At 51.8% G+C, this 26,198-nt stretch carries 29 protein-coding genes, 2 tRNA genes and 1 pseudogene; 10 read left to right on the forward strand and 22 right to left on the reverse strand.

What is annotated here, in order from left to right; genetic code table 11:
- Positions 1 to 15 precede the first annotated feature (15 nt).
- Positions 16 to 1,059 carry a sugar ABC transporter substrate-binding protein gene (locus tag ABIC79_RS06770; protein ID WP_013574315.1) on the reverse strand — a complete coding sequence of 348 codons (1,044 nt, stop codon included), beginning with the start codon at positions 1,057 to 1,059 and terminating at the stop codon, positions 16 to 18.
- A gap of 61 nt (positions 1,060 to 1,120) precedes the next feature.
- The gene (locus ABIC79_RS06775) at positions 1,121 to 2,101 is read right to left on the reverse strand and encodes a TIM barrel protein (RefSeq protein WP_013574314.1); all 981 of its coding nucleotides are present in this window, start codon (positions 2,099 to 2,101) and stop codon (positions 1,121 to 1,123) included.
- Positions 2,102 to 2,429: 328 nt separating this feature from the next.
- Here ABIC79_RS06775 and ABIC79_RS06780 point away from each other — a divergent pair, with 328 nt between their 5' ends.
- Together ABIC79_RS06780 and ABIC79_RS06785 are read left to right on the forward strand one after the other, a co-directional pair.
- Entirely contained in the window at positions 2,430 to 4,217 is a 1,788-nt protein-coding gene (locus ABIC79_RS06780; RefSeq protein ID WP_015689458.1) for a methyl-accepting chemotaxis protein, read from the forward strand.
- 181 nt (positions 4,218 to 4,398) lie between these two features.
- Complete coding sequence (locus ABIC79_RS06785) at positions 4,399 to 5,181, forward strand: CatB-related O-acetyltransferase (protein ID WP_041673024.1); 783 nt, start codon at positions 4,399 to 4,401, stop codon at positions 5,179 to 5,181.
- A 64-nt stretch (positions 5,182 to 5,245) separates the two neighbouring features.
- Here the strand turns inward: ABIC79_RS06785 and ABIC79_RS06790 are convergent, their stop codons facing one another.
- Positions 5,246 to 6,403, reverse strand: a complete 1,158-nt coding sequence (locus tag ABIC79_RS06790; protein ID WP_013574311.1) for a M20 aminoacylase family protein — start codon at positions 6,401 to 6,403, stop codon at positions 5,246 to 5,248.
- A 493-nt stretch (positions 6,404 to 6,896) separates the two neighbouring features.
- On the opposite strand from ABIC79_RS06790, the gene ABIC79_RS06795 reads away from it, so the two are divergent.
- On the forward strand, positions 6,897 to 8,471 hold the full coding sequence (locus ABIC79_RS06795; RefSeq protein ID WP_119261323.1) for a methyl-accepting chemotaxis protein: 1,575 nt from the start codon (positions 6,897 to 6,899) through the stop codon (positions 8,469 to 8,471).
- A 65-nt stretch (positions 8,472 to 8,536) separates the two neighbouring features.
- On the opposite strand, the gene ABIC79_RS06800 is transcribed toward ABIC79_RS06795, so the two are convergent.
- The gene (locus ABIC79_RS06800) at positions 8,537 to 8,770 is read right to left on the reverse strand and encodes a putative hemolysin (RefSeq protein ID WP_013574310.1); all 234 of its coding nucleotides are present in this window, start codon (positions 8,768 to 8,770) and stop codon (positions 8,537 to 8,539) included.
- 265 nt (positions 8,771 to 9,035) lie between these two features.
- Here ABIC79_RS06800 and ABIC79_RS06805 point away from each other — a divergent pair, with 265 nt between their 5' ends.
- On the forward strand, positions 9,036 to 9,263 hold the full coding sequence (locus tag ABIC79_RS06805; RefSeq protein ID WP_013574309.1) for a hypothetical protein: 228 nt from the start codon (positions 9,036 to 9,038) through the stop codon (positions 9,261 to 9,263).
- A gap of 62 nt (positions 9,264 to 9,325) precedes the next feature.
- On the opposite strand, the gene bhsA is transcribed toward ABIC79_RS06805, so the two are convergent.
- Positions 9,326 to 9,583, reverse strand: coding sequence for a multiple stress resistance protein BhsA (gene bhsA, locus ABIC79_RS06810; RefSeq protein WP_112151311.1), 258 nt, complete (start codon positions 9,581 to 9,583; stop codon positions 9,326 to 9,328).
- A 553-nt stretch (positions 9,584 to 10,136) separates the two neighbouring features.
- Here bhsA and ABIC79_RS06815 point away from each other — a divergent pair.
- From ABIC79_RS06815 to ABIC79_RS06825, 3 genes are all read left to right on the forward strand, one after another.
- Positions 10,137 to 10,406 carry a hypothetical protein gene (locus ABIC79_RS06815; RefSeq protein WP_013574307.1) on the forward strand — a complete coding sequence of 90 codons (270 nt, stop codon included), beginning with the start codon at positions 10,137 to 10,139 and terminating at the stop codon, positions 10,404 to 10,406.
- 206 nt (positions 10,407 to 10,612) lie between these two features.
- On the forward strand, positions 10,613 to 11,464 hold the full coding sequence (locus ABIC79_RS06820; protein WP_354566648.1) for an aldo/keto reductase: 852 nt from the start codon (positions 10,613 to 10,615) through the stop codon (positions 11,462 to 11,464).
- 26 nt (positions 11,465 to 11,490) lie between these two features.
- Positions 11,491 to 11,850 (forward strand): aldo/keto reductase, encoded by a 360-nt coding sequence (locus ABIC79_RS06825; protein ID WP_255563051.1) that lies wholly within the window; start codon positions 11,491 to 11,493, stop codon positions 11,848 to 11,850.
- Between the two features lie 34 nt (positions 11,851 to 11,884).
- Here ABIC79_RS06825 and ABIC79_RS06830 read toward each other — a convergent pair whose 3' ends face one another.
- On the reverse strand, positions 11,885 to 12,778 hold the full coding sequence (locus tag ABIC79_RS06830) for a LysR family transcriptional regulator (RefSeq protein ID WP_223509691.1): 894 nt from the start codon (positions 12,776 to 12,778) through the stop codon (positions 11,885 to 11,887).
- Between the two features lie 320 nt (positions 12,779 to 13,098).
- On the opposite strand from ABIC79_RS06830, the gene ABIC79_RS06835 reads away from it, so the two are divergent.
- On the forward strand, positions 13,099 to 13,425 hold the full coding sequence (locus ABIC79_RS06835) for an NIPSNAP family protein (RefSeq protein ID WP_013574303.1): 327 nt from the start codon (positions 13,099 to 13,101) through the stop codon (positions 13,423 to 13,425).
- 76 nt (positions 13,426 to 13,501) lie between these two features.
- Here ABIC79_RS06835 and ABIC79_RS06840 read toward each other — a convergent pair.
- The 5 genes and pseudogenes from ABIC79_RS06840 to ABIC79_RS06860 all read right to left on the reverse strand — a co-directional run.
- Positions 13,502 to 13,732 (reverse strand): annotated as a pseudogene (locus tag ABIC79_RS06840) (S-type pyocin domain-containing protein); the annotation flags it as partial.
- A 46-nt stretch (positions 13,733 to 13,778) separates the two neighbouring features.
- A complete protein-coding gene (locus tag ABIC79_RS06845; protein ID WP_013574302.1) occupies positions 13,779 to 13,973 on the reverse strand; it encodes a CPCC family cysteine-rich protein in 195 nt (64 codons plus the stop codon).
- A complete protein-coding gene (locus ABIC79_RS06850) occupies positions 13,966 to 14,223 on the reverse strand; it encodes a DUF7683 domain-containing protein (RefSeq protein WP_013574301.1) in 258 nt (85 codons plus the stop codon). The genes ABIC79_RS06845 and ABIC79_RS06850 overlap by 8 nt, the downstream gene beginning before the upstream one ends.
- The gene (locus ABIC79_RS06855) at positions 14,223 to 15,752 is read right to left on the reverse strand and encodes a colicin E3/pyocin S6 family cytotoxin (RefSeq protein ID WP_112151314.1); all 1,530 of its coding nucleotides are present in this window, start codon (positions 15,750 to 15,752) and stop codon (positions 14,223 to 14,225) included. The genes ABIC79_RS06850 and ABIC79_RS06855 overlap by 1 nt, the downstream gene beginning before the upstream one ends.
- 3 nt (positions 15,753 to 15,755) lie before the next feature.
- Positions 15,756 to 16,241 (reverse strand): hypothetical protein, encoded by a 486-nt coding sequence (locus ABIC79_RS06860; RefSeq protein ID WP_013574299.1) that lies wholly within the window; start codon positions 16,239 to 16,241, stop codon positions 15,756 to 15,758.
- 332 nt (positions 16,242 to 16,573) lie between these two features.
- On the opposite strand from ABIC79_RS06860, the gene ABIC79_RS06865 reads away from it, so the two are divergent.
- A complete protein-coding gene (locus ABIC79_RS06865) occupies positions 16,574 to 16,858 on the forward strand; it encodes a hypothetical protein (RefSeq protein ID WP_240433028.1) in 285 nt (94 codons plus the stop codon).
- Between the two features lie 43 nt (positions 16,859 to 16,901).
- On the opposite strand, the gene ABIC79_RS06870 is transcribed toward ABIC79_RS06865, so the two are convergent.
- From ABIC79_RS06870 to ABIC79_RS06895, 6 genes are all read right to left on the reverse strand, one after another.
- Entirely contained in the window at positions 16,902 to 17,156 is a 255-nt protein-coding gene (locus tag ABIC79_RS06870; RefSeq protein WP_013574297.1) for a bacteriocin immunity protein, read from the reverse strand.
- A 37-nt stretch (positions 17,157 to 17,193) separates the two neighbouring features.
- Positions 17,194 to 17,457 (reverse strand): colicin immunity domain-containing protein, encoded by a 264-nt coding sequence (locus ABIC79_RS06875; RefSeq protein WP_013574296.1) that lies wholly within the window; start codon positions 17,455 to 17,457, stop codon positions 17,194 to 17,196.
- Between the two features lie 199 nt (positions 17,458 to 17,656).
- Positions 17,657 to 17,732: transfer RNA gene (locus tag ABIC79_RS06880), tRNA-Thr, on the reverse strand.
- 226 nt (positions 17,733 to 17,958) lie between these two features.
- Positions 17,959 to 18,034 (reverse strand) — tRNA-Thr (locus ABIC79_RS06885).
- Positions 18,035 to 18,157: 123 nt separating this feature from the next.
- Positions 18,158 to 19,135, reverse strand: coding sequence for an alpha/beta hydrolase (locus tag ABIC79_RS06890; RefSeq protein WP_166859932.1), 978 nt, complete (start codon positions 19,133 to 19,135; stop codon positions 18,158 to 18,160).
- Between the two features lie 13 nt (positions 19,136 to 19,148).
- On the reverse strand, positions 19,149 to 20,027 hold the full coding sequence (locus tag ABIC79_RS06895) for an MBL fold metallo-hydrolase (RefSeq protein WP_013574294.1): 879 nt from the start codon (positions 20,025 to 20,027) through the stop codon (positions 19,149 to 19,151).
- A gap of 130 nt (positions 20,028 to 20,157) precedes the next feature.
- On the opposite strand from ABIC79_RS06895, the gene ABIC79_RS06900 reads away from it, so the two are divergent.
- Positions 20,158 to 21,051: a LysR family transcriptional regulator gene (locus ABIC79_RS06900; protein WP_354566649.1), complete on the forward strand. Its 894-nt coding sequence runs from the start codon at positions 20,158 to 20,160 to the stop codon at positions 21,049 to 21,051.
- A 65-nt stretch (positions 21,052 to 21,116) separates the two neighbouring features.
- Here ABIC79_RS06900 and proA read toward each other — a convergent pair whose 3' ends face one another.
- The 5 genes from proA to gpt all read right to left on the reverse strand — a co-directional run bounded on the left by proA (position 21,117) and on the right by gpt (position 25,967).
- Positions 21,117 to 22,370: a glutamate-5-semialdehyde dehydrogenase gene (gene proA, locus ABIC79_RS06905; protein ID WP_013574292.1), complete on the reverse strand. Its 1,254-nt coding sequence runs from the start codon at positions 22,368 to 22,370 to the stop codon at positions 21,117 to 21,119.
- Positions 22,371 to 22,380: 10 nt separating this feature from the next.
- Positions 22,381 to 23,484, reverse strand: a complete 1,104-nt coding sequence (gene proB / locus ABIC79_RS06910; protein ID WP_013574291.1) for a glutamate 5-kinase — start codon at positions 23,482 to 23,484, stop codon at positions 22,381 to 22,383.
- Positions 23,485 to 23,606: 122 nt separating this feature from the next.
- The gene (crl, locus tag ABIC79_RS06915; protein ID WP_013574290.1) at positions 23,607 to 24,008 is read right to left on the reverse strand and encodes a sigma factor-binding protein Crl; all 402 of its coding nucleotides are present in this window, start codon (positions 24,006 to 24,008) and stop codon (positions 23,607 to 23,609) included.
- A 63-nt stretch (positions 24,009 to 24,071) separates the two neighbouring features.
- Complete coding sequence (frsA, locus tag ABIC79_RS06920) at positions 24,072 to 25,322, reverse strand: esterase FrsA (protein WP_013574289.1); 1,251 nt, start codon at positions 25,320 to 25,322, stop codon at positions 24,072 to 24,074.
- Positions 25,323 to 25,508: 186 nt separating this feature from the next.
- The gene (gpt, locus tag ABIC79_RS06925; protein WP_013574288.1) at positions 25,509 to 25,967 is read right to left on the reverse strand and encodes a xanthine phosphoribosyltransferase; all 459 of its coding nucleotides are present in this window, start codon (positions 25,965 to 25,967) and stop codon (positions 25,509 to 25,511) included.
- Positions 25,968 to 26,198 lie beyond the last annotated feature (231 nt).

The following is a 26,198-nucleotide window of genomic DNA, read 5'->3' on the forward strand; positions in this document are numbered from 1 at the left end:
TTTCACACGTCTGACTTATTGTTGCTGAGCCAGCAGCTGGCGAAGTTTCGCGTTATCTTTGGTGGAGAACGCATCAGCATTGTCCTGGGTAATCAGCGCCTGCGGAGTGGAGACCACGCGGGAGATTTTCTGTCCGTTAATCAGGCGTACGACCACTTCCATCGCCACTTCCCCTGTGAGCACCGGGAAGCTGTCCACCGTGCCGGTCAGCTCGCCACGCTTGATAGAGGCATAAGCATCGGAGATACCGTCAGTGCCAAATACCGCCACCTGTTTGGATTTTCCGGCAGCCGCCACGGCTTCAACCACACCGAGTGCCATGCCATCGTTGTTGGCGTAGAACCCAATCAGATCAGGATGTTGCTGTAAAATTGTCGCCGCTGCGTTATAGGCATTTTCACGGCTCCAGTTGGCCGGAACGCTGGCGACTACGGTGAATTTCCCGCTGGTCTGAATCGTTTCTTTGAAGCCTCTGGTACGCTGCGCCGCGGCATACACCCCCGGCTGGCCTTCGATGACGGCCACTTTGCCGCCTTCAGGATGTTTTTTGATAAACCAGTTGGCGACGCGTACGCCGTTGTCTTTCTGTACGTTACCGACGTAATGCGCCGCATTCGGCATCACCGCATCATTCACGTTAACGACAGCAATGCCTTTGCTTTTAGCCGATTCGTACGCCGGTTGCAGGTTGGCGTCAGTTTGCGGCGACACCAGCAAACCGTTGAAGCCCTGTGAAATGAGGGTTTCGGCGATAGAAAGCTGACCGAGCTGGTCGTCTTCGTTAGCCGCAGCCTGATATTCGACGGTGATGCCGTGCTTATCACCGAATTCCTTATATCCCTGGCCGAGTGAGCGCCAGTATTCATTGGTCAGCGTTTTAGACACACCGCCGATTTTGAGGGATTTGTCGATTGCCGGCAGCGGGCCATATTTGGCCGTGAGTTGCGTCCAGTCAGTGCGATCCGGTTCGGTATCGGATTGCAACGGTGGCAGATCGGCGGCATAAACGCTGGTGCAAAGCAGTGTAGAGGTGAGTACAGACAGTAAGAGTTTTTTCATCATCTGGCCTTCGATTGTTATTTTTATGGTGTCACAGCGACACGCGCTGTGGCGGGTCGCTTTACTGCGCCAACATCACGTCGTTGACGATTTGCTGTGTGGCTACGGCGTCCTGCCTGCTGATGGCTTCATTCAGCGCCGGGTTATTCTCGAGTTTTTCGCAAAGTTTGAGTAAACGGATCACGGTCGCGATATTGGTTTCTGCTTCACGCACCGGATCCAATCCGCTGGCGTCCGGGAAGGTATCGAAGTAATACGCGCCTTTATAGCCGTCGCGTTTCATCTGCAACAGGAATTCCAGCGTGGCACGCGGGTTGACGGAGCCGACCATCAGGCCGTCGTCGCGTTTGCCCCAGCCGTCATTGAGATCGAGCCCCAGCAAACGCGAACGACGGGCTACCATCGCCGCCGCAAACGCCGGTACTTCGTTGGCAAACAACACATGCGCGAAATCCAGTGTGATACCTAAGTTCTTGCAACCGGCTTCTTCAACCGCCAGCAGACAGGTAGTGGCATTTGGGAAAATGCTGTAAGCGCGTGGTTCGTTGGGTTTGTATTCAATGCTGACGTCGATATCCGGGGCGTATTCCGCCACTTCACGCACAGCGCTGACTGCGTCTTCCCAGATTTTTTTGTAGTCAGCCTGGAAACAGTAATCAAAGCCATCCTGTCCCATCCACAACGTCATAATGCTGGCACCAAACTCACGACCGGCGTCGATCCCGCGTTTGGTCAATTCAATCGCCTGACGACGAATTTTTGGATCCGGGTGAGTAAATGCGCCGATTTTAAATTCCGGAGCATCCCAGCGCATTTGCATCCCGTTCACCGCCAGCCCGACTTCTTCGATTTTCTGGCGCATCAAAGTGATATCGCCGGTCATGTGCTGCGGATAATTCAGGTCCAGATGCGTCAATCCTTTAACCGTAGCTGCACGTTCGATCATTTGCAGCACTGAAGGTTTGCCTTTCTGTTCAGGCCAGTAAAGATGTGCCCCCGACGCAAACGAGTTCAGACGTGTGGCAAATTTAAGTTCTGACATGGGATGTCCTTTGTAAACTGATTCGTGATGTACTTTCCTTCTTCACTTTATTTTGTGAAGTAGTGCATTACTATCACCCACGGATAAAAGCCGCAAGATCCCCTGGTGGAATTGTGATCAGATTTGGGAGGCGTTTCACGAAATTTAGAGAAAGCGCGGCGGACGTTACAATGAGCAGCGGGTTGGTTTAGGAAGGCCTTTAATTTCGCGCTGAAATAAACAGGGACGTCCTTTCGCCCCGACAAGCCTCTGTTTTTTGTGACGGGTCTCAAGTTTTTCCCTTCCCTGCCGATAACTAAAACTTAAGATTCCTTCCAGGGAAACGCTCATGCTTAAAACCATCCGTTCGCGCATTATCACGGCCTGTATCGTCATCGTGGCCTGTTCGCTGATTATCAATACCTTCCTGAGTTATACCGTTGCCAACAAGTACAACAGTCAGGCGACAGACAGCACACTTAACGCGCTGACGGCCAGCCACACGCGAGGGATCAGCGATTGGGTAAGCTCGAAAACAGGGATGATCGTTTCACTGCAACAGATCGCGATGTCAGAAGATCCGATCCCGGTTCTCAAGCAGATCGCCAGTGCAGGTGGATTTACCAACGTGTATGTCGGTTATGCAAACCGCACCGCGAAGTTCTCCGATCCGACCGGTGTGCCTGCGGATTACGATCCGACCGGCCGCCCGTGGTACAAGCAGGCTGAAGCCGCCGGACATCCGGTGGCCACACCGCCTTATATTGATGCCGGTAGCGGGAAACTGGTGGTCACTTTCGCCGTACCGGTGATGGAAGCAGGCACGCTGAAAGCGGTTGTGGCGGGCGATGTCTCGATGGACAGCGTCGTGAGCAACGTTAATACCATTCATCCGACGCCAGGCAGTTTCGGCATGCTGGTGGATAAATCCGGTGTGATCATCGCGCATCCGGATACCAGCCTGGCACTGAAGCCGATTACCGCACTGGCGGAAGGGGTGAATTTGCAGGATGTGTTTGCCGCCAATGCACCGGTGGATATCCGTCTGAACGGTGCGGTCAAGCGCGTCCGTGCGATGCCGGTAGCAGGCACGGAATGGTTCACGCTGGTGGCGCAGGATAAGAAAGAGTCCACTGCGGGTATGCGATCCCTGCTGACCTCGTCGGTGATTACGCTGATTGTGATCGTGCTGATTTCAGCCGTCGTCATCGGGCTGATTATCAGCAAATCGTTCCACCGCCTGTCGGTGGTGCGCGATACGCTCAATGCGATCAGTTCCGGTGAGGATGATCTGACGCAGCGCCTGCCGGCTGACGGACATGATGAAGTGACGCAAATCGCGCACGCCTTCAACACCTTCGTTGATAAGCTCAGCAAAGTGATGTCTGAAATCCGCACCACCAGTGAATCCGTTAAAATCGCGGCCGATGAAATCGCCGCAGGGAATAACGATTTGTCCGGTCGTACAGACTCTGCCGCAGCCAGCCTGCAACAAACCGCCGCATCCCTTGAGCAGATCACGGCGACGGTTTCCCAGTCGGCCAGTTCGGCGAAACAAGCATCCGAAACCGCTAAATCCGCTTCTGCGGCGGCCATACGCGGTGACGAAGTGGTGACTAAAGTCATTAAAACGATGGAAAGCATCGAAACCGCGTCATCGAAAATCGGAGACATTACCAGTGTGATCGACGGTATTGCCTTCCAGACCAATATCCTGGCGCTGAACGCCGCAGTCGAAGCCGCGCGCGCAGGTGAACAGGGGCGCGGTTTTGCGGTCGTCGCCAGCGAAGTGCGCAGCCTCGCACAACGCAGTGCGCAGGCGGCGAAAGAGATCAAAGTGCTTATCGAATCAACGGTGAGCAGCGTGGCGTCCGGCTCAGCGCAGGTGCGCCTCGCCAGCGACAGCATGAGCGAAATCGTCAGCAACGTGTCGAACGTCAGCAGTGTCATGCTGGAAATCACCCATGCATCTGAAGAGCAGATGCTGAGTATTAACGAAATCAACCGTGCCATTACCCAGCTCGACGGCATGGTGCAGCAGAACGCAGCGATGGTTCAGGAATCCACGGGGGCGGCGTCGGCGTTGCAGGAACAAGCCACCGGTCTGGCGGTTGCCGTCGGGCATTTCCGGGTCTGATCGCGCCGCCTGAGTAAGATGTTCATCACAGCGCCCGGACTTTATCCTCCGGGCGTTTTTTGCTTTACTTCATCGCCTCCTCACGTATTTTCCGCCGACCTCAGATTTTGTAATGTCTGTTTTATGCTAGGATTTAGACAAGAATATATAAAAACAGCATGTCACCTTTGAGGAGCAATGAATGAAGTATCCCGTTAACTTTCGATGGGCTCAAAAACATGAGGATTATTGTTTACGCCATAAGATCCATCTTAAATTCCCGGAAATAGTGAAAGGAATATATAAAAAGAGAAATATATTCCTTTTTAAAAAAGGGGAGAGAATAAAATTTACCGAGGATGTTTGGGTTGAAGAGTACGCCTCAATGCCACGAAAAAGTTTCTGTTCAATGGGCGCGTATTCTTACGCGTGCAGTAAATTACCCAATAACCTCAAAACTGGCAGATTTTGCAGCCTGGCAGCAGGAGTGCGGGTTATGGGGCCGCAACATCCCATACACCGGTTTACGACCAGTCCGCTGACGTATCATGATTTCTTCCCCAAAGTGGCGCAGGAACAATTCGGAGAAACGCTGAATATTGCCGGGTTCGACTATATGCCGGAGGCGACGGTATTAGGTCATGATGTTTGGGTGGGCGAACACGCCGTATTAAAAGGCGGCATCACTATCGGCAATGGCGCAATTATTGCCGCCAATGCCGTCGTCACGTCTGATGTTCCTCCGTACGCGATTGTCGCGGGTATTCCGGCCAGAGTGATTAAATACCGGTTTGAGAAAAGTATTATTAATCGTTTACAATCTATTCAATGGTGGAATTATAAAATTACTGATTTACCCGACTTCGCAGCGGCTGATGATATTGTAAAATTCGCCGATGAGATGGAAGATAAAATACGCCGGAAGGTCATCAGCGAACATCACTATAAAGTGGTGAATATTGCGCAAGAGCTGGCAGAAATATAAAAAACCAGACCGGACAATGCGTAACGCCTCTGTTGTCCGGTCCGGAATGCCATGAAAAATGCGATCAGGCTTTCAGCTCGCGCTCCACCAGCGTGGTCAGCACACCGATGCCGAGCGGAATAATGTCGTCATTAAAGTCGTAGCGCGGGCTATGCAGTGAGTCAGAAGGTGTGGCGCCATCGGCACCCAGCCAGAAATAGGCTCCCGGACACGCTTGCAGCAGATAAGCAAAATCTTCTGCAGCCATCGACGGCGCATTATTGAAATGCACTTTCTGAATACCCGGCGTGTTTTTCGCCGCGTCGCGCACAATCTCTGCCTGCGCTGCATGGTTCTGCGTGACCGGATAACCCAATTCCCAGCGCACTTCCCCTTTCACACCGTACGGTAACGGCACCGCATGGACGTATTCTTCAATCAGCCGCCAGCAGGTCTGACGGGTTTTGTTGCTCAGGCAACGCAGCGTGCCCGACATATGCAGCGTTTCAGGAATGACGTTAATGGCTTCGCCCGCATGAAGTTGCGTCAGGCTGATCACCGTTTGTTCCAGCGGCGACAGGCGGCGCGAAATCAGGCTTTGCAATGACAAAATCAGCTGCGCGCCAGCCACCACGGGATCCGCACCCCGTTCCGGCATCGCCGCGTGACAACCTTTGCCGGTCAGGGTGATATAGAAATTATCCTGCGACGCCATCATCGGCCCCTCGCTGACCGCTACTTCGCCAACCGGCAGTCCCGGCCAGTTATGCAGCGCGTAAACCGCCTGCATCGGAAAACGGTCAAACAGCCCTTCTTTCACCATCATTTCGCCACCGCCTAAGTTTTCTTCAGCAGGCTGAAAGATGAAATGGACAGTGCCGCGAAAATGACGGTTCTCACTCAGATGTTTTGCCGCGCCCAGCAAAATGGATGTATGGCCATCGTGCCCGCAGGCATGCATCAGGCCCGGGTTTTGTGACTGGTGCTCGAATTCATTCAGTTCTTGAATGGGTAATGCGTCGATATCTGCACGCAGTCCGATTGAAGGGCCTTCGCCGTTTCGCAGTGTGGCAATAACGCCGGTTTCGGCAATGCCCGTATACACTTCAAGACCAAAAGACAGTAGCAGTTCACTGATTATTTTTGCGGTGCCATGCTCATTCAGACCCAGTTCAGGTCGCCTGTGAAAGTCGCGACGCCACTGCTTCGCCTGCTCGATAATCTGTCCGGAAATGACCGCCATAAACCCTCTGTGCTGTTCTGAATTCAACACGGTGAAATGCTCTCACCGGCACGTTACTGCTCCAAAGTATCACATCCCGCAGTGAACCGATAAACGGGAAATCGGCTTCCTTTGCCCTTTATCGTGAGTGAGATTTCGGCGGTGAGCACACTTTCGGAATTTACCCAATATTGGCTGAACCCTTCACTATTGCCTGAATGAAAAACCCGCGCCGGATCGGTGTTTTTCCCGCCATTACATCCTTTGGAAAACACTAAGTCCGATTTTCCCCGCTTACGCATCAAAATTTAACTTAGGCCGGACTATTCTATATCGCAATTAAAAAACCTTCTTTCTACATAAATATTACATTGATAGTAATTCAACAATAAAATTAACCTTTGTTATTTATCTTCGCACGGGAATAATAACCAGGAAATAAATTTCTCTGGAAAGAATATTAAATCATCTGCATAGTTATTATTGCTACTCAGAGTGTTTCCAGAGGATTTACATGCGCGTAAACATGCCTATATCACAGCGGGAATATAAGTTAGATCCCGGCACCACGTTAATGTCCACAACTGATGTCAACAGCCATATTATTTATGCCAACTCAGCGTTTATAAACGTCAGCGGATTCTCTGAGGATGAGCTGACCTTCAGGCCACACAATCTGGTACGCCATCCTGATATGCCGGTCGAAGCCTTTGCCGACATGTGGTTTACCTTGCAGCAAGGCGACAGCTGGACAGGGCTGGTGAAGAACCGGCGTAAAAATGGCGATCACTATTGGGTACGCGCGAACGTCACGCCGGTCTATCACCTGGATAAACTCACCGGCTATATCTCCGTACGAAATACCCCCGCTGAACAGGAAGTGAAAGCCGCTGAAGAATTATACAAACAGGTAAAAGAGAAAAGCGCAGGTCGTCGTAAATTTTATAAAGGCCTGGTGATACACACGGGGTTATTTTCATTTTTATCCCTGTTGCAAAAACTTCCCGTTAGCTGGCGATTACGTTTGCCGCTATTTATTTCTGCCTTTTTCCCGCTCTTATTTTCTCTGGCAGGAATAAACCTGACCGAAAGCGCGATCGTTACCGTTATTCTTTTGCTGGCTGCCGATCTTTTCCTGCAATCGCAAATCCGCAATCCGATAAAAACCATTCTGGCGCAGGCGCAACAGGTGGTTTCCGGTAAAAAAGCCGCTTACGTTCATTTTAACCGTGTTGATGAAATTGGTTTGCTGATGCGTTCTGTTAACCAGTTTGGCCTGAATCTGCATTCTCTGGTCGAAGATGTGGGCACGCAGGTTGGCGGGATCGCCCATATCAGTGAGCTCATGGCAAAAAACAGCACTGCCCTGAGCGCCCGTACGGAAGAAACGGCAACTCACCTTCAGCAGACCGCCGCCGCGATTGAAGAAATTACCGGCGCCGTGGAGCAAAGTTCAGACACGGTAGTGCAGGCCAGCAAACTGGCTGACAGCGCGACGGCCGTGGCGCAGAAAGGCGGAGAAATCATGCAGGAAACCATCGGTATGATGCAGTCGATTTCCCACGCCAGCAGCAAAGTTGTGGACATCATTTCGGTTATCGACAGCATTGCCTTCCAGACCAATATTCTGGCGCTGAATGCGGCCGTGGAAGCGGCAAGAGCCGGTACTGAAGGCCGCGGATTTGCCGTGGTTGCCGCCGAGGTTCGCGTGCTGGCACAGCGTTCCGCCACCGCCGCTAAAGAGATCAAAACCCTGATCGAAACGAATATGCACAGCGTCGAAACCGGCGGGCATATGGTTGAAAATGCCGGGAAGCAGATCAGTGAAATTATTGCTGAAGTCGTGCAGATGTCCGGACTGATTAAAGAGATCAGCCATGCCACTCATGAACAAACGTCGGCGCTGACGCTGATCAACACCTCGCTGGCGCAGATTGAAACCATGACACAAAACAACGCCGGGATGGTTGCCCAGTCGTCGGAATCCTCAGAGAGGCTCAATTATCAGGCTACCCGCCTGAGAAACGCGATTGATGTGTACGGCGGGCAGATGACGAAAAGGGAAACCCGCACAACGGCTCATGGATAAAGTGTGATTAAAAAAGGCTTTCCTCTGACGGGGAAAGCCTGATTTTCAGCCTGCGTGAAGCGGATTTAGTTATGATCCCGACGGTATAACTCCCATTCGTCGATACCGCGTCCATCAGGGAATACGCAGTCTGCACGAACGCCGTGTGGTGTTTGCACACTCACCGATCTCCCGCCTCTTTCATGGCAATATACCGCAGCCGGATTTGCCATCCCGCTCTGGTGTCTTTCTGGTTTATGGTGATAACCCGCGCAACCTGCCAGCGCTGAGACCATGATAATGAGGAAGAACTTTTTCATTCTGCACCTTCGTGATGAGAGTAAAAACGACGGGGAATTCTATTCCCCGTCGCTTTCCGTGACCTACTCCCATATTCTTAAAAAGCTTCTTCTTTTTACTTCGTTTATCAGGCGTTAAACTTTCAGGAAAGGGCCACGGCATCAGCTCCGCCGGGACGTTTTGCCAGAACAGCTTAAAAAAAGCTTTTCTACTCACACAACCGGCAAAAATTTATGGCTACTATTATTCAGGTCGTGAATGGCTTCATCAATCAGGAAGGGGAATATGGAAAAGTACCAAAACCGGGGGGGCAATTCGGGTATCGTCGCTTTCACGACTACGGAAGATTCAATTACCGTGAAGTTCAAAGATGGCTGGCATTACATCTATAATTCCATCCGGCCAGGGGTGACAGACGTTGACCATATGATCGCCATGGCGAAAGCTGGCAGCGGATTGCATGGTTATATCAACCGAAAGATCCGCAATAATCACTTCCATAAATACCGCTAATCGCAGACACGAAAAAGGCGGCAACCGCCGCCTCTTCTGCTTACTGCTTGTTACTGCTCAGCTTATTTGTACATTTCTGCTGTACCGTAAAGCTGGTTATTACCGGATGCACCGATAATACGGTATGAACTTGCACCCGCCTGGGTGGCTTTTGCATTCAATTCTGATTGCAGGCCTGACAGTGAACCGGTGGTTGATGCACCGACTACACCAATGGATTGCTGACCTGCCGGCGCTGACTGCACTTCAGTCGCTGCCAGGGTTGAGAAAGAAGCTGTTGCCAGTGTCAGAGCGGCGATAGTCATTGCGATAGTTTTCATGAGGTTAATTCCTGTTCTTCGAATTTTGATTGGGAAACCTTTTGCAGGTGCCCCGGTTTAAGGTCAACGTTACTTATTAATTAACGTTCGATAAGTAAATACTAAGCGTCGCCGGGAGGTTGTGCAAGCAATTTATTTAACGATCATTAACTAATTGTGCGATCGCTTCGGGCGACGTCTGCCGCTGTTCATCGGTATGGGGTTATTTGCCATAGGCGAGGATCGTTATTTCCGCCAGATGACCCCGAATACAGGGCCGTTCGATCCCTAAAGAGACAGGTAAAAGGATTAATTATTGGGAAATTAATCCGTTAAGTTAATCGCCTCCGTTAATTAGTCCACCCATGTGTCAGCAATATCCGCTCCCGGCAAAAAAGCTGCCGAGGCTACGAGCAGGGGCGGTTATGAGTGAATAACGCTCACGAGGCCAAAGGATCGCCAGTAAAAAAAGGAAGTTCTTACCGGATTAAAAAATAAACTTGAAATTGTTTTCAGGATCCTCTCAGACTGGATATATTCTTTTAAATATCACCTTTTCTATGTGGAGCACGAAATGCTGAATTACTTTTTTTTTCAAAAGGGTAAGCAAATTGTTGTACTGGAAAGCTCGGACGTGGGCAAAGCTTCTCAGCTGATTGAACATGGCTACGAAAAACAGTTTGAAGAGATCAGTGCCACAAATGAAAAAAATGCGCTTGCACGCTTTGCTGACATTCGCCGAAATAACCAGATAGATCACGATGACTTCATGGCAGGCGCCGGGTCTATGCCCCTTATAGATGGATTAACGGCCATTGCTACCTATCTTGTTAGCAAAAAGTAGCTCAGCTACGGACGGCTGAGAGTGAACCGTCGAAAAAACACACCCGCAATATGGCGGGTGATTATGTCCGCTGCTGGCACAAAGCCGAGCATCAGATCCCCTCAAATTAATGAATAAATCTAATAAACCCTAGCTAATTACCCCCTATAATTGAATAAATCACTTTGCGTTATCCTTTTTCTACACAACAGCTGAAGGATTACGTCATGCAAACTGTAAATCTGAACAACGGTATTGAAATGCCCCTGCTGGGCTTTGGTGTGTTTCAGATGACTGATGCCGCTGAATGCGAAAGAGCCGTTATTGATGCCATTGATACGGGATACCGCCTGATCGATACCGCTGCTTCTTACCAGAATGAAACCCAGGTCGGGAACGCTCTGAAACAGACCGGTATCGCACGTCGCGACCTCTTTGTAACGACCAAACTGTGGCTGCAGGATAACCATTACGAAGGTGCTAAAGCACAGTTCGAACGCTCTCTGAATCGGCTGCAACTTGATTACGTTGACCTGTACCTGATTCACCAGCCTTACGGTGATGTCCATGGGGCATGGCGAGCCATGGAAGAATTGCATGAGGCAGGCAAAATTCGCGCCATTGGCGTCAGCAACTTCCATCCAGACCGACTGGCCGACCTTATCGCCTTCAACAAGGTTGCCCCTGCGGTAAACCAGATTGAAGTTAACCCCTTCAACCAGCAGCTGCATGCCGTTCCATGGAATCAAAGCCGTGGCATTCAGCCAGAAGCCTGGGCACCGTTTGCTGAGGGTAAAAATGGCCTGTTCCAGCATCCCGTGTTAACTGCAATTGGTCAGAAGTACGGCAAAAGCGTGGGCCAGGTTGTCCTGCGGTGGATCTTCCAGCGTGGCATCGTTTCTCTGGCCAAATCGGTGCGAAAAGAACGTATGGAAGAGAATATCAACATCCTCGATTTTGAACTTAGTCCTGAGGATATGTTGCAGATTGCCGCCCTTGATACCGCAACCAGCGCCTTCTTCTCTCACCGCGACCCGGCGAGGGTGGAATGGCTGACTGGTCGCAAACTTGACGTTTAAACCGCGATAAAAGAGGTATTCATTCAATGCAAAAACGTTATCTGGGTAAATCCGGACTCGAAGTCTCCGCTCTTGGACTCGGTTGCATGGGGCTCAGTCACGGCTACGGCCCGGCGACAGATACCCGTCAGGCTATCGAACTCATTCGTGCTGCGGTTGAACGTGGCGTCACGTTCTTCGATACCGCCGAAGTGTATGGCCCATTTCTGAATGAAGAGGTTGTCGGCGAAGCCTTAAAACCTTTTCGCGATCGCGTCGTTATCGCCACCAAATTTGGTTTTACTTTTGGCGACGACAACAAGCAGCAGATAACCCAGGCGCTTGAAACGATTAAAATCGTCGGCGAACGTTACTCTCCTGAGCATCAGGCTCGCACAGGCCGTTAATACCCGGGCGGGTCCGCAGCGAATTGCGGACCCGTTATTCCGAGTAGCGAAGTGCATCGATCATCAGCGCAAAAGCGGGCGGATGCTGCTTACGGCTGGGGTAGTAAAGATAATATCCGGGGAAAGACGGACACCAGTCCTGCAGAATCTGGATCAGCTCTCCTGACTTTATATAATCCAGCACCCTATCCTCAGGTATACAGGCGATGCCAAAGCCAGATAAAGCCGCATCAATCCTTTCCGCCTGCAGATTAAACGTTACCTGCCCCTCAACCCTGACCCGTAACGGTTTCCCTTCCCTCTCAAACTCCCAGTGGTAAAGTCCACCGGCAGTGGGCAGACGCATATTGATGCACCGATGATTTTGTAGCTCGTGAGGCGTTTCAGGCGCGGGGTTAGCAGCAAAATATGACGGTGCGCCAACGACTGCCATTCGCATATCCGGCCCAATTTTCACCGCGATCATGTCCTTATCCACGCTTTCGCCCAGACGGATCCCGGCGTCAAAACGCCCCTCAACAATATTGACAAAGCCGTTATCTACCACCAGCTCGAGATTAATTTCCGGGTATTCCCTGAGGAAGGGTTTTAGCTTCGGCCACACCAGATTTCGCGCGGCATGCTCCCCGGCAGATAAACGGATATTACCGGAGGCGGTGCCGTTCAGTTGAACAAGCGATTCCAGCTCCTGCTCGAGATCAGCAATACGGGGCTCAAGGCAGGCAATAATTCTCTCACCCGCTTCTGTGGGGGCAACACTTCGGGTAGTTCGCGTCAGAAGACGGATGTTCAGCCTTTCTTCCAGCGCTTTCATCGCGTGGCTGAGTGCTGACTGAGAAACACCGAGTTTGCCCGCGGCTTTGGTAAAACTTCGCTCTCTTGCTACCATCAGAAAGATTTGGAGTTCGTTGAAGTTTTCTTTAAGCATTAGCGGTTTCCTTATTGAAGCATTCCCCCCATAGTTCACTCATGAAGGGTATTCATAAACACAATCATTTTAGCCCCGTTACTGACAATAATGATAATTGATGTTGTATCGGCATCGGAAATAAGTCTGAATTATCAGCAGGTTTATCAGGAAAGGACTCGTTAACGGCCAGGTGGCATCCCACAATAACTACAAAACTGACGATGGAAATGAAATGGCGAGATGTGAGCCACTTCACTGAGTTTATCCAGTAATAATGTGTCGCGATCTCAAAAACGCCATGAATTCTATGCCGCTGACAAATAAACGGAGACAACACGTTGAGAACCGTCGAAATACTGCAATACACATTACACAAAGGCACCGGGGCCACGTTTCACGCCATCATGCAGGAAATCAGTGTTCCCCTGCACCAATGCCACGGGATCGACGTTGTTTCGTTCGGCAACTCGCTGCATGACCCGGATTGCTACTATCTGATCCGTGCCTTTGACAGCCCTGAAAGCATGGCTACGGCTCTTGATGCCTTTTATGCAAGCGCTGACTGGCGCAACGGTCCACGCGAAAACATCATTCGTAGTATCGAAACCAGCATTAAAACAGTGATGAAACTGACGCCGGAAAGCGTGGAAGGGCTACGAGGGTAAGTGCAGGTTATCGGAATATAACGTAGTAGTGATAAATCACAGGCGACAGAGATATGATCTGCCGCCTGAATATTCATTATTTTTTAGACGGCATATGATCCGCCTCAAACTTTCCTTTTTTCGAACGCCGCTTAAAGTCACTGTATAACTCAACATCCAAAAACCTCACCAGCGGTTTACTCAGATAAATATAAATCGGCGGCATGCCGTGCGGCAGATTAACCAGGATGTAATCATCGAATGATTGTTCATCCGGGATCGGCAGTGAGGTTGAGGTGCTGCCTATTTCTTCCGCGCCGGGTAACGGTAATACTGTGCTAAGAGTAGGGCTTTATACCGTTAGCTTTTTGTGGCTACTGTATTATTTTACCTTGTTTAAAAGCCTCCTTAGCTTCATTCAAACTCATTTTGTTCGCTCCACCACGCCTGTCAGGATTTTTAGACTGAAAAGGGTCATCTTCCCAATTACAGGTGGGACAGATGTCATGCTCACCCAAAGCTTCGAATACCTTTTCACCACAGCATGGGCAAGGATAGTCATCAGTCATTGTCTTCACCTGCAGACATCTGAATAACGTAATTATCAGTATCAAATATTGTTTCAAATAGTATACCGAGGGATGCAGCTTGCACCTTATTCACGTTAAACACCGCAACACCATTGATGAAATCCATTTTATCCTCTTCATCCCAACCCATTATTTTTGAAATAGGGTCCAGTTTTTTTTTCGGGATGTTTACCTCTAAAATCAAGTCTTCTGTTTGCTTATCAAACAAATCAATCGTGTAAATAATCATTATTTTTCTACCTTTCTTGCTGGATCTGCAGGTTTCGTTTGTTTGCCGGTTACGGGATCAAATTCACCTAAATGATTACGCCCGCTTTTATCATAAACTTCGACAGTTCCATGTTGAGAATCCCATTCGTAGATCGTCTTTTTTGAGTCTTTCCAACGATACCGGAACTTTCCTCCGCCCTTGATTAGGGTCTTACTTACTGCTTTCTTAGCATCAGGAAATGCTGGCAATGGAGGATTTCCTTTTGGTGCCACATGGTATTTGTGGTCATTACTCAGATAAATATAAATCGGCGGCATGCCGTGCGGCAGATTGACCAGGATGTAATCATCAAATGATTGTTCATCCGGGATCGGTAGCGAGGTTGAGGTGCTGCCCATTTCTTCCGCGCCGGGTAACGGTAATACGGTGATGGTCGAAGGTAAATACGGCTCATCACGATTACCGGTATTGCCTGGCGCTTTAAACTCAAGCTCGTCGGGCGTCCAGATGATGGCGGGCTTTTCCGCGCCATCCGCCCAGAACTCATAGTTACCCGTGAATATGTTCCGCCGCATGGCGCGTACACGAACCTGATCCAGACCGCTGTCAGCGCCGGTGTGATAAGCCACGGGAATTAACCGACCATATTTATCCTTCACCCACTTAAAACGGATCCGCGTCGGGGCGGACTTTCCGGCCAGCGCCGCAAGCTGGCTGTCGCTTAAAATATCCTCTTCACCGGCGTTCAGCTTGTTCGAGTAAAACGTCCCGATAACACCGACGGTGACCGGATTCACGAACAGGCTGCCGAGGCGGATCGACGTCACCCCGCGCAGAGCACTCATGCCCGACGCAATGAGCTTAGCGCCACCGCCCGTTGCTACGGGTATTGCCAGCGGCATACCAGACTGAGCGGGTGCATCAGCCTTCGCGCCAAATATCTTTTTGTACCAGGGCTTTTTATCACCGGCTGGCTTCTTGCGCTTCGTCGCCTGCGCGTGCTGCTCAACTTCGGGCTTTATGCCTGCGACCGGCGTCGGCACCCCGTAAGACAATCGCCCGAAGTTATGATGCTGCTCCTCGCAGGTTCGTGCTTCGGTATTCCCTGCGCCACATTCAGCCGATTTTGCAAACACCGGCATCGAACGTCTGGCCTGTTCTGCCGCTTCTTTCTCAGCCTGAACCAGCAATACCGCGGCACGCTCTGCTTCCCACTTTTCACGCGCCAGTTCGGCAGGTGATTTACCTCTCCCCATCCACTGTCCGGCTGGCGCGATAACCCGGTTCGTCCCCGGCGGGCAACCACATAAAACATCCGAACCGTCCACGGCAGAAGCGAGGCCGTCATAGGTGGAATGCGGTTCTCCGCTGGTGATTTTTCCGCGACGACCGCATTTCGGGCAGTCGGTCGTAGCATCACCGATGCGGATCACGCCAAGCCCGTGTTCCGTCGCATTGGGCAGAGAGGTCAGGCACACCGCGCCTGTCGTGGTTTTGTCGCCGTGCAGCGCCTGCCCGCGACCATAACAATTTGAGCGATACCCCATCCGTTACGCGCCGGTAACGGCAAGAAAATCTACTGCCATCGGGACATCTTTTCGGGCAACCAGGTAGCAACTGCCCTGCGGCGTACTGATAATTTTATCGCCGTTATCCAGCATGCTGCCGACTAAGGCAAATCCACGATTCCCCTCACAAAACTGCTGGCCTGCGCTGGTGGTAATCTTTGCCGTGCTGCCATCGGCATAAGTGACTTCATCCTGCTCAAGGGCAAACGCCGCTTCAGTGCCATTCTCAAGGGTGACTTTACCCGTACTGCTGGCTTTGGTGACTTTGCCACCGCGGGCAGTCAGGCTGCCTGGAACTGCCAGCCGGTAAATCGCAATAACAGGATGCTGACGGGCAAACGCTGCCTGTTCCTCAACAACTGCCCTCGCGCTTTCATCCATTTCAGCCAGTTGTTCAGCCGTGAAAGGTGGGGTATTGATGACATCCAGTAATTCCTGATTCAGTTCATTAGTGAATTGCATTTCCATATTTATTTTCCGTCCATTGAGGTGAGTTTCGCCGGTATGATAATCAGCTAAAATAAACACCCACAACGAACAATAAATATAAAACCATAAACCTTGAGCTAAATCATAAGATATAAGTCATTTAAGTTATTCGAGTTATTCGAGTTATTCGAGTTATTCGAGTTATTTATACAAACAGATAATACGAATACTCATATTAATTATTATTTAAAAATGATTCATATAAAATATTTATAGCACAAACAGTCACATAAATTATTTCAAACAAGATAAATTCAAAGTCAAAATTCAGCCATCGCAGAAAATAACACATAATAATTAATGGATATAGAATGAAAATTGTCGTCATTTTTTATCATTTGCCCTCTTTTCTGGTACTCCTGATGCAAAAAAACTGTACCGAACGTGATGCAGAAGCAGCAGATATTGCAGTGGACAATCTCGATTCATGGGATGCCCTACATAAAAACCACATCGCTTACGCACAATGTGACGATGGCAGTATCGCAAAAGGAAATTCAGTAGCGATGGCGCGGAGACTTACCGATAAATGGCAGGAAATCGCTAAGCTGCAATCTCTGAGAAATCGCGATTCAGGATTTGAAAATATATTATGAGGCATATTGATGCGACGCTGGATGCGGATGACGCAGATACCCGTCAGCTTCTAAACAACGTTTTCCCGACAGAAGTCCGCCACTGTTTAATTTCGGTAACTACACTCTCTGGCGTGACTGGGTTATCTCCTTCAGGATAAAAAATTAAATCAGTCCCTGAAGGATGCCCGGTAACCCGACTGAAATTTTCCAGTAAACTGTCCTGATATGACTCGCTGCCATGCACGTCGAAAATATCTTTCACCAGCGCAACAAATTCGGCTTCCGAGTACTCTTCAAACTTATCTTTGAGCTGCATGTTTTTCCTTTATTTGTATTCAGGTGGCTCCTGAGAGTCATTCGTTATCCAAAACAGCCCGAACCCGCGCTTTAAGTTCATCAGCATCAAACTCATACTTATCACGATCATTGTCAGGATTGAATTGATCTGCGAGACAGAAAATGGTCGAGCATTTTTCACTGTCCTGATAGTTATCTTTCAGCGAATCGCCATTTTCACCCTCAGCTTTCCATAGCATCTGATAAGGGTCAGCAAAATCTTCGGCTGAGATTTCGCCATTAATAAATGATCTGGCGAAGGTTAAAAGTTTCTGGCTCATTTTGGGCTCCCTAAGATTGAAAACACTAAACTGACTGCTTTCTACTTTCATGGAATGCAATAGTCAGCGCATCTTCTTCGGCATAAAAATATGCCACCGGCACATCCAACCCAGCAAGAATGCCTGACACGTATTGAGAAAGCGCTGCACACAAGCGTGCTTCCCTGAGTCTTTTAAATGGATAAGTTGAAACGCCAAATGGTGCCGATAATAGGAGTCGAACCTACGACCTTCGCATTACGAATGCGCTGCTCTACCAACTGAGCTATATCGGCTTTTTTGAAAGGTGCCGGGGCTAGGGGTAACAAATTATGCAAACCGCTGACGTCCGTCAAGCGCCGATCGGGATGTTTGGTGAGTTCTTAATCACCCTGCGCACAATATGGATATAACGCCGGTTCTGATGCAGCAAAAACGTTTGGGCGAACGGGGAGCAGGCGCAGAAACGGAACTAAAGGGAGAAGTTAAAAGATTGAAAATCAGGGAGTGCGAGAAGATAAATGGTGCCGACTACCGGAATCGAACTGGTGACCTACTGATTACAAGTCAGTTGCTCTACCTACTGAGCTAAGTCGGCATTTTGAAGTGTTACCGGGGAACTACGGGGCATAAACTATTCAAATCTCCGACGTCCGTCAAGCCCCCGGCGGTGCGTATGCTGCTTTTCTCATCAGCACACGCACTTTGATGAACTGACTGCTTAAGCTTTCGCCAGCGGTTCGCGGAAGAAACTGATCAGGGCGTTGTAAATCTGATAGCGGTTTTTCTCCAGCACCATCATGTGCGTGGCTTCACCGATTTCCAGCCAGCGTTTATCCGGTGAGCCGGTGGCGCACAGGAACCATGCCTGTGCCAGTTCGACGGGCACATCAATATCCCATTCGCCGTGGATTAACATCAGCGGCACGCCGATATCGGCCGGATCGTAAAACGGTTTTCCCGCCGCCCAGTAATCGCGGATATCCTGAATCGGACCGTTGCTGGCGCGGATTGATTGCTGTGCCCGAAGTGCGTCATCCGGCTCGTCGCTGACGGTTTTTTCCAGCCATGCCTCAAATCCCCCTTCCGGGATCAGCCCTCCCCGCTTGCACTGTGGCGCTCCGCTAATCCAGCGTTCACGCGCCGCACCGGCATTGACGATGCGCCACGCGTTCAGTTCGCCACCGGGGTCGAGCGGCAGCGGTTTATCGCTTACCCATTGCGGGGCAATCAGCCCTAAACGCCTGACTTTATGGCCGTTCTGCGTGGTGTACGTACCGGTGACGCTGCCGCCCCACGACATCCCGATCACGTTAACCTGTGAAAGCCCGTTCGTTCTGAGCACAAAATTGACGGCGCTGCTGAAATCGCGCACGGCGACATCTGTTCTCACCGCAGGTGCGTTGAGGGTGGCGGCCTGAAGCATTTCCACCGGACGGGTCGAGCCGCCATAACCGCGTACATCGACGGCGTACACATCAAAACCGGCGCGGGCGAGTGCATCGGCAAAAGAGGCGCCTTCCAGCGGCGTGTCAAACAGGCTGCCGGAGGAATAAGTCGCGCCGTGCATCATGACGATGGTGCTGGCTTCGCTGAATTTTTGCTCCCCTTTGCGGTGCTTGTGCAAAAGATGCAACCGGATGCCGTCGGTATCAGACGGGATCAAAAAGCTTTCGCTGAAAATATCGGAATTGCTCATCGGGTTTTCCTTCTCAGAGTGGCTGCCAGCTCAGGCCACGGGCATCCTGACGGATTTTGCCCGCAGAGGAACCGGCGAAATGGGTGGTGAAAACGGTGGCCTGATGGCTCAGGGCAAACTCAATTGCCTTATGGCGTGAGGCTGTCGCCTGTGCCGGTTCTTCGCAGAACACCGAATCCCAGTCAGGGCGCGCGAGCTGAAGCGGATGGTGCATCACATCGCCCCAGAAAAAGGCCGTTTCACCTTCAGAGGTAAAGGCGAAAGAGAAATGATCATGGCTGTGGCCTGGCGTGCGGATGATGGCGAACCCCGGAATGGCCGTGGCGTCATCAGCATGTATCCGCTGATCGAGACCGGCCGCCACGACCGGCTCAACGCTGTCGGCAAAGATGCCGTCGCTAGGATCCCGGACGTTGTTCGGATCGGCGTAAAACTGGTATTCGGCTTCAGAAAACAGATAACGCGCGTTCGGGAAAGTCGGCACCCAGCGGCCATTCTCCAGCCGCGTATTCCAGCCGACATGATCAACGTGCAGATGTGACAGCAGTACCACATCAACATCTTCCGGTTCGACGCCCGTCGCCCGCAGGTTATCCAGCCAGCCCGTCTTCAGCTGATTGAACAACAGGTTCAGTGGACGCAATTTATCGTTGCCGGATGCGGTATCAATCAGCACCGTCTGCGTGCCGGTCTGCACCAGCCAGCTGTGGGTGCTGAGCATCAGTTCTGAGGCATCTGCGCCAAAAAAATCTGCCGGTAATGTTTTCGCGGCATCCTGAATAGCATCAGCATTCCATTGCGGAAAAAGCGACGATCCGGGATCTTGCAATGTCATCTCGGGGATCTTAGTGATTCTGGCGCTGCCGATCGGGTAAGTTTCTGGCACACTCATTTTATGACCTTATCTGGTGACAACCTTGTGGTGTGGGGTCATCCTCCCTGTTTCAGCACGGGCGAACAAGATGGCAATGCCGAAAGCAGGATTGCTGATATTGCAACGATAAAAAAATGAAAGGGCCGGAATGGATAAGCTGGAAAATATGCGCACGTTCGTGCAGGTGGTGGATTCAGGGTCATTCAGCCGTGCGGCGGAACTGATGGATTTACCGAAATCCACGGTAACGCGGCAGGTGCAGGCGCTGGAAAGCGAACTGGGCGTGAAGCTGCTGCACAGGACGTCGCGCCGTTTAAGCATGACGGAACAGGGCGAAGCCTATTATCACGGAGCAATACGGCTGCTTGATCAGATGGAGATTCTCGACAGCAATGTGCAGGCGGCAACGCAGGCTCCGCGCGGCAAAATCCGCGTCGAGATGCCGAATGCGATTGCTTATCGGCGGGTGATCCCCGCCCTGCCCGGCTTCCTGATGCATTATCCCGACGTTCAGGTTGAGGTGAGCGTCGGTAACCGCACCGCCGATCTGATTGCGCAAAACATCGATTGTGTGATCCGTATCGGTGAGCTGCATAACGATGCGCTGATCGCCCGGTCGCTTGGGGTTTTACCGATGATCACCTGTGCCGCACCGGCGTATCTGCAAAAACACGGCGTGCCTGAACATCCGCAGGATCTTATCCTCGACCATACGCTGGTGCAGATCGCCTCGCCACAAACCGGACGGGTATTTGAACATCAGGTGTTTAAGGATCAGCAGTGTGTCACCGTTCGCGGGCGCTGGCAGTTCTCAGTTAATGATTCCACCGCAGCGCTGACCGGTGCCATTGCGGGGCTTGGCGTGCTGACGACGTATCGCTTTCTGGCACAGGAAGCGCTGGATAACGGCGCGCTGGTGCCGCTGTTTCCTGAATGGGCGGATGAACAGGTGCCGGTGCATATTGCCTGGCCGAAGAACAGGCATTTGCCGTCAAAGGTGCGGTATTTTATCGAATGGGTCAGGGCGTTGTTTCAGGAATGATGGTGTTCAGCAGGGATAAGCGATCGCACCGGTTTCATCATGCTGAATCCACCGGTGCCAGTCAGTTACGGACGGACTAAATCGTCGCCGTAACCAATCCATTTGTAGGTCGTCAGGGCTTCTAATCCCATCGGGCCGCGGGCGTGCAGTTTTTGTGTGCTGACTGCCACTTCTGCGCCTAAACCGAATTGTCCGCCGTCGGTAAAACGGGTGCTGGCGTTGACGTAAACCGCAGAGGAATCTACTTCACGCACGAACCTGTCCGCGCTGCTGATGGAACGGGTAAGGATCGCATCGGAATGCTCGGTGCCGTAGGTGCGGATATGCGCCACGGCGGCGTCCAGATCGGCCACTACCGTCACGTTCAGATCCAGCGACAGCCATTCATCCGAATAATCTTCTTCGGTCACCGCCAGCACTTTCGCCGGGCCGTTTTGCAGATACGGCATCGCAGATTCGCTGGCGTGTAACGTAACGCCTGCGCGGTGCATTTTGTCGCTCAGTTCCGGCAGGAAGCGGGCGGCAATCGCCTGATGCACCAGCACGGTTTCCAGGCTGTTACAGGCGCTCGGGCGCTGTACTTTCGCGCTTTCCAGCACGGTCAGCGCTTTGTCGAAATCGACGCTTTCATCCACAAACGTATGGCAAACGCCGATACCGCCGGTGATCACCGGGATGGTGGATTGTTCGCGGCAAAGTTTATGCAGCGCCGCGCCACCGCGTGGGATCAGCATATCGACGTATTTATCCAGACGCAGCAGTTCCGCCACCAGTGCACGATCGGGGCTGTCGATGGCCTGAACGGCGGCTTTAGGCAGTCCGCATTCCTCCAGCGCCATCTGAATGACGTTAACCGTCGCCTGATTGGTGTGGTGCGTTTCTTTACCGCCGCGCAGGATAACGGCATTGCCGGTTTTCAGGCACAGGCTGGCGACATCGATAGTGACGTTCGGGCGCGCTTCATAAATCACGCCGATCACGCCGAGCGGTACACGGCGGCGTTCGAGACGCAAACCGCTGTCCTGCTGTGAACCATCAATCACCTGCCCGACCGGATCGCTCAGACGGCAGACATCACGCACGTCGCTGGCAATCGCCGAAAGACGCGCGGGGGTCAGCAGCAGGCGGTCCAGTAATGCCTCGCTCATGCCGCTTTCGCGGGCAGCAGCCATGTCGAGTTCGTTAGCAAGAATAATGCTCTGGCTGTTGGCCTCAAGCATGTCGGCCATCAGCATCAGCGCACGATTTTTCTGCGCGGTGCTGAGGGTGGAAAGCTGCCAGGACGCGGCTTTCGCGGCCTTGCCCATCTCGTTAAGCATCTGTGGCTCCTTAACTGACAATCATGTCGTCACGGTGAACGGCAACCGGGCCGTATTCGTAACCGAGAATTTCACTGATCTGCTGAGAGTGATGACCGGCAATCATGCGCATCGCATCGCTGTTATAGCGGCTGACACCGTGCGCGAGGTCGCGTCCGTTCAGGTTGCGGATGCGGATCACTTCGCCACGCGAGAAATCGCCTTTCACTTCGCGGATCCCTTTTGGCAGCAGCGAACTGCCGCGCTCCATCATGGCGGAAACCGCGCCGTCGTCGATGGTGATTTCACCGGCTGGCGGTGCACCAAAGATCCAGCGCTTACGGTTTTCCAGCGGCGTCTCCATCGCGTGAAAACGTGTGCCGACGGAAACGCCGTTAATCACATCGCCAATCACGCCCGGCAGGTTGCCCGCAGCAATAATGGTATCGACGCCCGCCCGGCACGCGACATCTGCCGCCTGCAGTTTGGTGGCCATGCCGCCGGTACCGAGACCGGAGACGCTGTCGCCCGCCACACCGCGCAGTTCATCATCAATGGTCATGACTTCGCGGATCAATTCAGCTTCAGGATTGGTCCGCGGATCTGCGGTAAACAGACCACGCTGATCGGTCAGCAACAGCAATTTATCGGCACCCGCCAGAATAGCGGCCAGTGCGGAAAGATTGTCGTTATCGCCGACTTTAATTTCAGCGGTGGCGACCGCATCGTTTTCATTAATGACCGGCACGATATGGTTATCGAGCAGCGCGTGCATGGTGTCGCGGGCATTCAGGAACCGCTCGCGGTCTTCCATGTCGGCACGCGTCAGCAGCATCTGACCAATGTGGATGCCATAAATCGAGAACAATTGCTCCCACAGCTGGATCAAACGACTTTGCCCGACGGCAGCCAGCAGTTGTTTGGAAGCAATGGTGGCGGGGAGTTCGGGGTAGCCAAGATGTTCACGCCCGGCAGCAATCGCGCCCGACGTGACAATCACAATCCGGTGCCCTGCCGCATGTTGCTGCGCGCACTGGCGGACAAGCTCAACAATGTGAGCACGGTTGAGGCGGCGCGAGCCGCCAGTGAGCACGCTGGTGCCCAGTTTTACAACCAGTGTCTGACTACCACTCATAATCGTTCCATTAGTGTGAAAAAGAAGGGCTTCTTTGTCTTTGTAACAGCAGAGAAGCGTTATGCCAAACGGCATAACGCTATAATAGCAGCATTCATGATGGGAATGGGTAGTACAGAAAGTCAGGCGGAGAGCTTCACAGGTTCTTCGCTGAAATCATCAGCAGGTTCCAGTTTGAGGGACATCTCTTCGATCATGGCATTCAGGTTTTTGTGGAACCCTTTCAATGTCGTCTCAAGCTTCTCTCGCACTTCAGCATCTTTAATGTTTTGCACTTTCCAGATGCCGTCTTTATCAAACAATCCGAAATGATAAACATAGGTAAAACGTTCGGCTTCAGCCTGCAATTCAATCCACCAGCCCCAGAATTCACGCTTTTCCGGCGCAGGCTTCACGTTCACACAGACAGCTAAACAGTCAAAGAAAAAGCGGTCGTTCTCGCATTTCCCTTCTCTGATGTACGGTCCCAGTGTACCGAAACGTTTCATTAGCCTGCTTTTAGGATGACCGCTTGGTAACGTCATAGTACAACCTCCATTGAAAGACGATCCTTTTTAGCAAAACGTTAGGAATTAGCAACTATTAAGTTAACGCATATGCTTTTGCAACCACCCACAAATCTCATGTAAAGCGCTGTCAAAATGCGCATAAAGCGGCTCGCTGCGGATGGTCAAAAGCTTGCCGTCAGCGGAAGAATCCGCAATCAGCTTAGCTTCGCTCTTCGGACTGAATATATCGTTCTCCCAGTATGCGGCCAGGATGGGCGTCGGCGTTCTGCGTCCGAGCAATCCCTGCGTTTTCAGAGAATAACGATTAAGTTCGGTTTTCAGCGCCGAGTCGGACGCGCTCGACATGCCGATGCGGCTCGCCAGCACATCTATATACATGTCCGGCACCTGCTCCTGACATTTCGGGTCGCTCAGCAGCGTATGCACCAGCGCACCCAGCGTGGCCACTGCCCGCACGCGGCGCGGTTCGAGATACGCCAGACGCACCGCGACGTTCGCACCAAAACGGTAACCGAGCAAACTGACGCGGCTGGCATCGACCCAGGGCACATCCGAAAGCTGCATCAGCACCTGCTGATGCAGGAAGCTGGTGTCCTGCGTCAGTTTCCACTTCGATGAAAAACCGATCGACGGCATGTCGATGGTCAGCATCGCGATGCCCATCGGCGCGAGATATGAACGGAACAGGCGCTGATGGTCACTCTGTAAGGTGTCGAGACCGCCACACACCAGCACCGTCGGGAACGGTGCTTTCCCTTCGGCTGGCAGGTGCAGGAAACCGGTGATAGGGGCACCGCCGGGGATCTTAAATTCCAGCTCTTTCAGTTCGTAAGGCGAATGTTCCGAGGATTTTTCAAAGGCTTTATTGGCCAGCGCTTGCGCCTGTTCCGCCAGCGTATCGCCTTTCAGATGCGGATAACCGGCGATGCTGTAAAGGTTGGCGGCTTTCAGCCAGTATTCGCTCGCCACATCCGCATCTTTCTCTTCGGCGGCTTTTTGCTGCCAGTACATCGCCTGATTTGACCATTCGTAGATCCAGTTGCCATTGCGGTAACCAATCACGGTATCGAGCAGCAACGGATCGCTGTGCTCCGCCTGGGAGACAGCAATGCGCGACAGCACTTCTTCCACTTCCAGCGGATCAACCCCGCGCCACATCCACATCAGACGGTTAATCGTGCGGTACCAGCAATGAACCGTGTCGCCTTCCAGCGCAGAATGCATCGGCGGGTGCGTATTATGGTGATGAACGCGATGAACCAGCGTTGATGTTTCCGGGTATTTGAAGGAAGGTTTAAACAGTTTTTCCGTAAGATTGGCTGGAGCCATGATGCAAGATCCTCCGTTAGCAAGCAGCAGGTCGCCCGCAGGCGATCATTTCTGGACGGGATTATAACCCGCCCACGTTGCGACAAGTGAGGGGTGAGGTCAAGCGGAAAGGATTTCAAGGCAACAAAAGCAAAACGCCCGGCAATAAGCCAGGCGTTAAATTAGAGGAATATTAACAGTGGAGGATTATTTTCCTACCAGAGGTGGCACGAATACCACGCCCATATCCCACGGCTGTTCGATCCAGGTGTTCTGCGGGATGTCGATCACATAGTCATCAACCAGCGGTGCGCCAGCCGGTTTCGCGAAGATCGTGATGAAATGCGCTTTCGGGTACATTTCGCGGATGGCTTTCGCGGTGCCGCCGGTATCCACCAGATCGTCGATCACGATGAAGCCTTCACCGTCGCCTTCTGCGCGTTTCAGCACCTGCATTTCGCGCTGATTATCATGGTCGTAGCTGGAGATACATACGGTATCCACATGACGGATGCACAGCTCGCGAGCCAGCAACGCTGCCGGAACCAGGCCACCACGGCTGACTGCAATAATGCCTTTCCATTGTTCTGCCGGCAGCAGGCGTTTAGCCATAGTGCGCGCGTGGATTTGCAGCATGTCCCAGGTTACAACGTATTTTTCGCTCATAAAGGTGTCCCAGCCAGTGAATTAACGGCTTCTAAAAAAATAATGGGGGGAAAAAAGGTTGCGCGAGATTATAGTGAGTCCGGTTCACAAAAACCAGCGATTATCTGGCTTCAGCCGCCCAAAAATCCCGGAATTTCTCCCCGTCCCCGCGCACAGGTTAAGATTAAGTGATATTCTGTCAGGCCACTCGCCACACAGTCTGGCGGGGATTACTTAACCTTAAACCTACAG

The sequence above is a fragment of the Rahnella sp. 2050 genome (genome assembly GCF_040544515.1).
Taxonomy (GTDB): Bacteria; Pseudomonadota; Gammaproteobacteria; order Enterobacterales; family Enterobacteriaceae; genus Rahnella; species Rahnella aceris.

Coding starts and splice junctions, on each gene's coding strand:
- ABIC79_RS06770 (WP_013574315.1), bottom strand. CDS start 1,059: ATGAAAAAACTCTTACTGTCTGTACTCACCTCTACACTGCTTTGCACC.
- ABIC79_RS06775 (WP_013574314.1), bottom strand. CDS start 2,101: ATGTCAGAACTTAAATTTGCCACACGTCTGAACTCGTTTGCGTCGGGG.
- ABIC79_RS06780 (WP_015689458.1), top strand. CDS start 2,430: ATGCTTAAAACCATCCGTTCGCGCATTATCACGGCCTGTATCGTCATC.
- ABIC79_RS06785 (WP_041673024.1), top strand. CDS start 4,399: ATGAAGTATCCCGTTAACTTTCGATGGGCTCAAAAACATGAGGATTAT.
- ABIC79_RS06790 (WP_013574311.1), bottom strand. CDS start 6,403: ATGGCGGTCATTTCCGGACAGATTATCGAGCAGGCGAAGCAGTGGCGT.
- ABIC79_RS06795 (WP_119261323.1), top strand. CDS start 6,897: ATGCGCGTAAACATGCCTATATCACAGCGGGAATATAAGTTAGATCCC.
- ABIC79_RS06800 (WP_013574310.1), bottom strand. CDS start 8,770: ATGAAAAAGTTCTTCCTCATTATCATGGTCTCAGCGCTGGCAGGTTGC.
- ABIC79_RS06805 (WP_013574309.1), top strand. CDS start 9,036: ATGGAAAAGTACCAAAACCGGGGGGGCAATTCGGGTATCGTCGCTTTC.
- bhsA (WP_112151311.1), bottom strand. CDS start 9,583: ATGAAAACTATCGCAATGACTATCGCCGCTCTGACACTGGCAACAGCT.
- ABIC79_RS06815 (WP_013574307.1), top strand. CDS start 10,137: ATGCTGAATTACTTTTTTTTTCAAAAGGGTAAGCAAATTGTTGTACTG.
- ABIC79_RS06820 (WP_354566648.1), top strand. CDS start 10,613: ATGCAAACTGTAAATCTGAACAACGGTATTGAAATGCCCCTGCTGGGC.
- ABIC79_RS06825 (WP_255563051.1), top strand. CDS start 11,491: ATGCAAAAACGTTATCTGGGTAAATCCGGACTCGAAGTCTCCGCTCTT.
- ABIC79_RS06830 (WP_223509691.1), bottom strand. CDS start 12,778: ATGCTTAAAGAAAACTTCAACGAACTCCAAATCTTTCTGATGGTAGCA.
- ABIC79_RS06845 (WP_013574302.1), bottom strand. CDS start 13,973: ATGACTGATGACTATCCTTGCCCATGCTGTGGTGAAAAGGTATTCGAA.
- ABIC79_RS06850 (WP_013574301.1), bottom strand. CDS start 14,223: ATGATTATTTACACGATTGATTTGTTTGATAAGCAAACAGAAGACTTG.
- ABIC79_RS06855 (WP_112151314.1), bottom strand. CDS start 15,752: ATGGGGTATCGCTCAAATTGTTATGGTCGCGGGCAGGCGCTGCACGGC.
- ABIC79_RS06860 (WP_013574299.1), bottom strand. CDS start 16,241: ATGGAAATGCAATTCACTAATGAACTGAATCAGGAATTACTGGATGTC.
- ABIC79_RS06865 (WP_240433028.1), top strand. CDS start 16,574: ATGAAAATTGTCGTCATTTTTTATCATTTGCCCTCTTTTCTGGTACTC.
- ABIC79_RS06870 (WP_013574297.1), bottom strand. CDS start 17,156: ATGCAGCTCAAAGATAAGTTTGAAGAGTACTCGGAAGCCGAATTTGTT.
- ABIC79_RS06875 (WP_013574296.1), bottom strand. CDS start 17,457: ATGAGCCAGAAACTTTTAACCTTCGCCAGATCATTTATTAATGGCGAA.
- ABIC79_RS06890 (WP_166859932.1), bottom strand. CDS start 19,135: ATGAGCAATTCCGATATTTTCAGCGAAAGCTTTTTGATCCCGTCTGAT.
- ABIC79_RS06895 (WP_013574294.1), bottom strand. CDS start 20,027: ATGAGTGTGCCAGAAACTTACCCGATCGGCAGCGCCAGAATCACTAAG.
- ABIC79_RS06900 (WP_354566649.1), top strand. CDS start 20,158: ATGGATAAGCTGGAAAATATGCGCACGTTCGTGCAGGTGGTGGATTCA.
- proA (WP_013574292.1), bottom strand. CDS start 22,370: ATGCTTAACGAGATGGGCAAGGCCGCGAAAGCCGCGTCCTGGCAGCTT.
- proB (WP_013574291.1), bottom strand. CDS start 23,484: ATGAGTGGTAGTCAGACACTGGTTGTAAAACTGGGCACCAGCGTGCTC.
- crl (WP_013574290.1), bottom strand. CDS start 24,008: ATGACGTTACCAAGCGGTCATCCTAAAAGCAGGCTAATGAAACGTTTC.
- frsA (WP_013574289.1), bottom strand. CDS start 25,322: ATGGCTCCAGCCAATCTTACGGAAAAACTGTTTAAACCTTCCTTCAAA.
- gpt (WP_013574288.1), bottom strand. CDS start 25,967: ATGAGCGAAAAATACGTTGTAACCTGGGACATGCTGCAAATCCACGCG.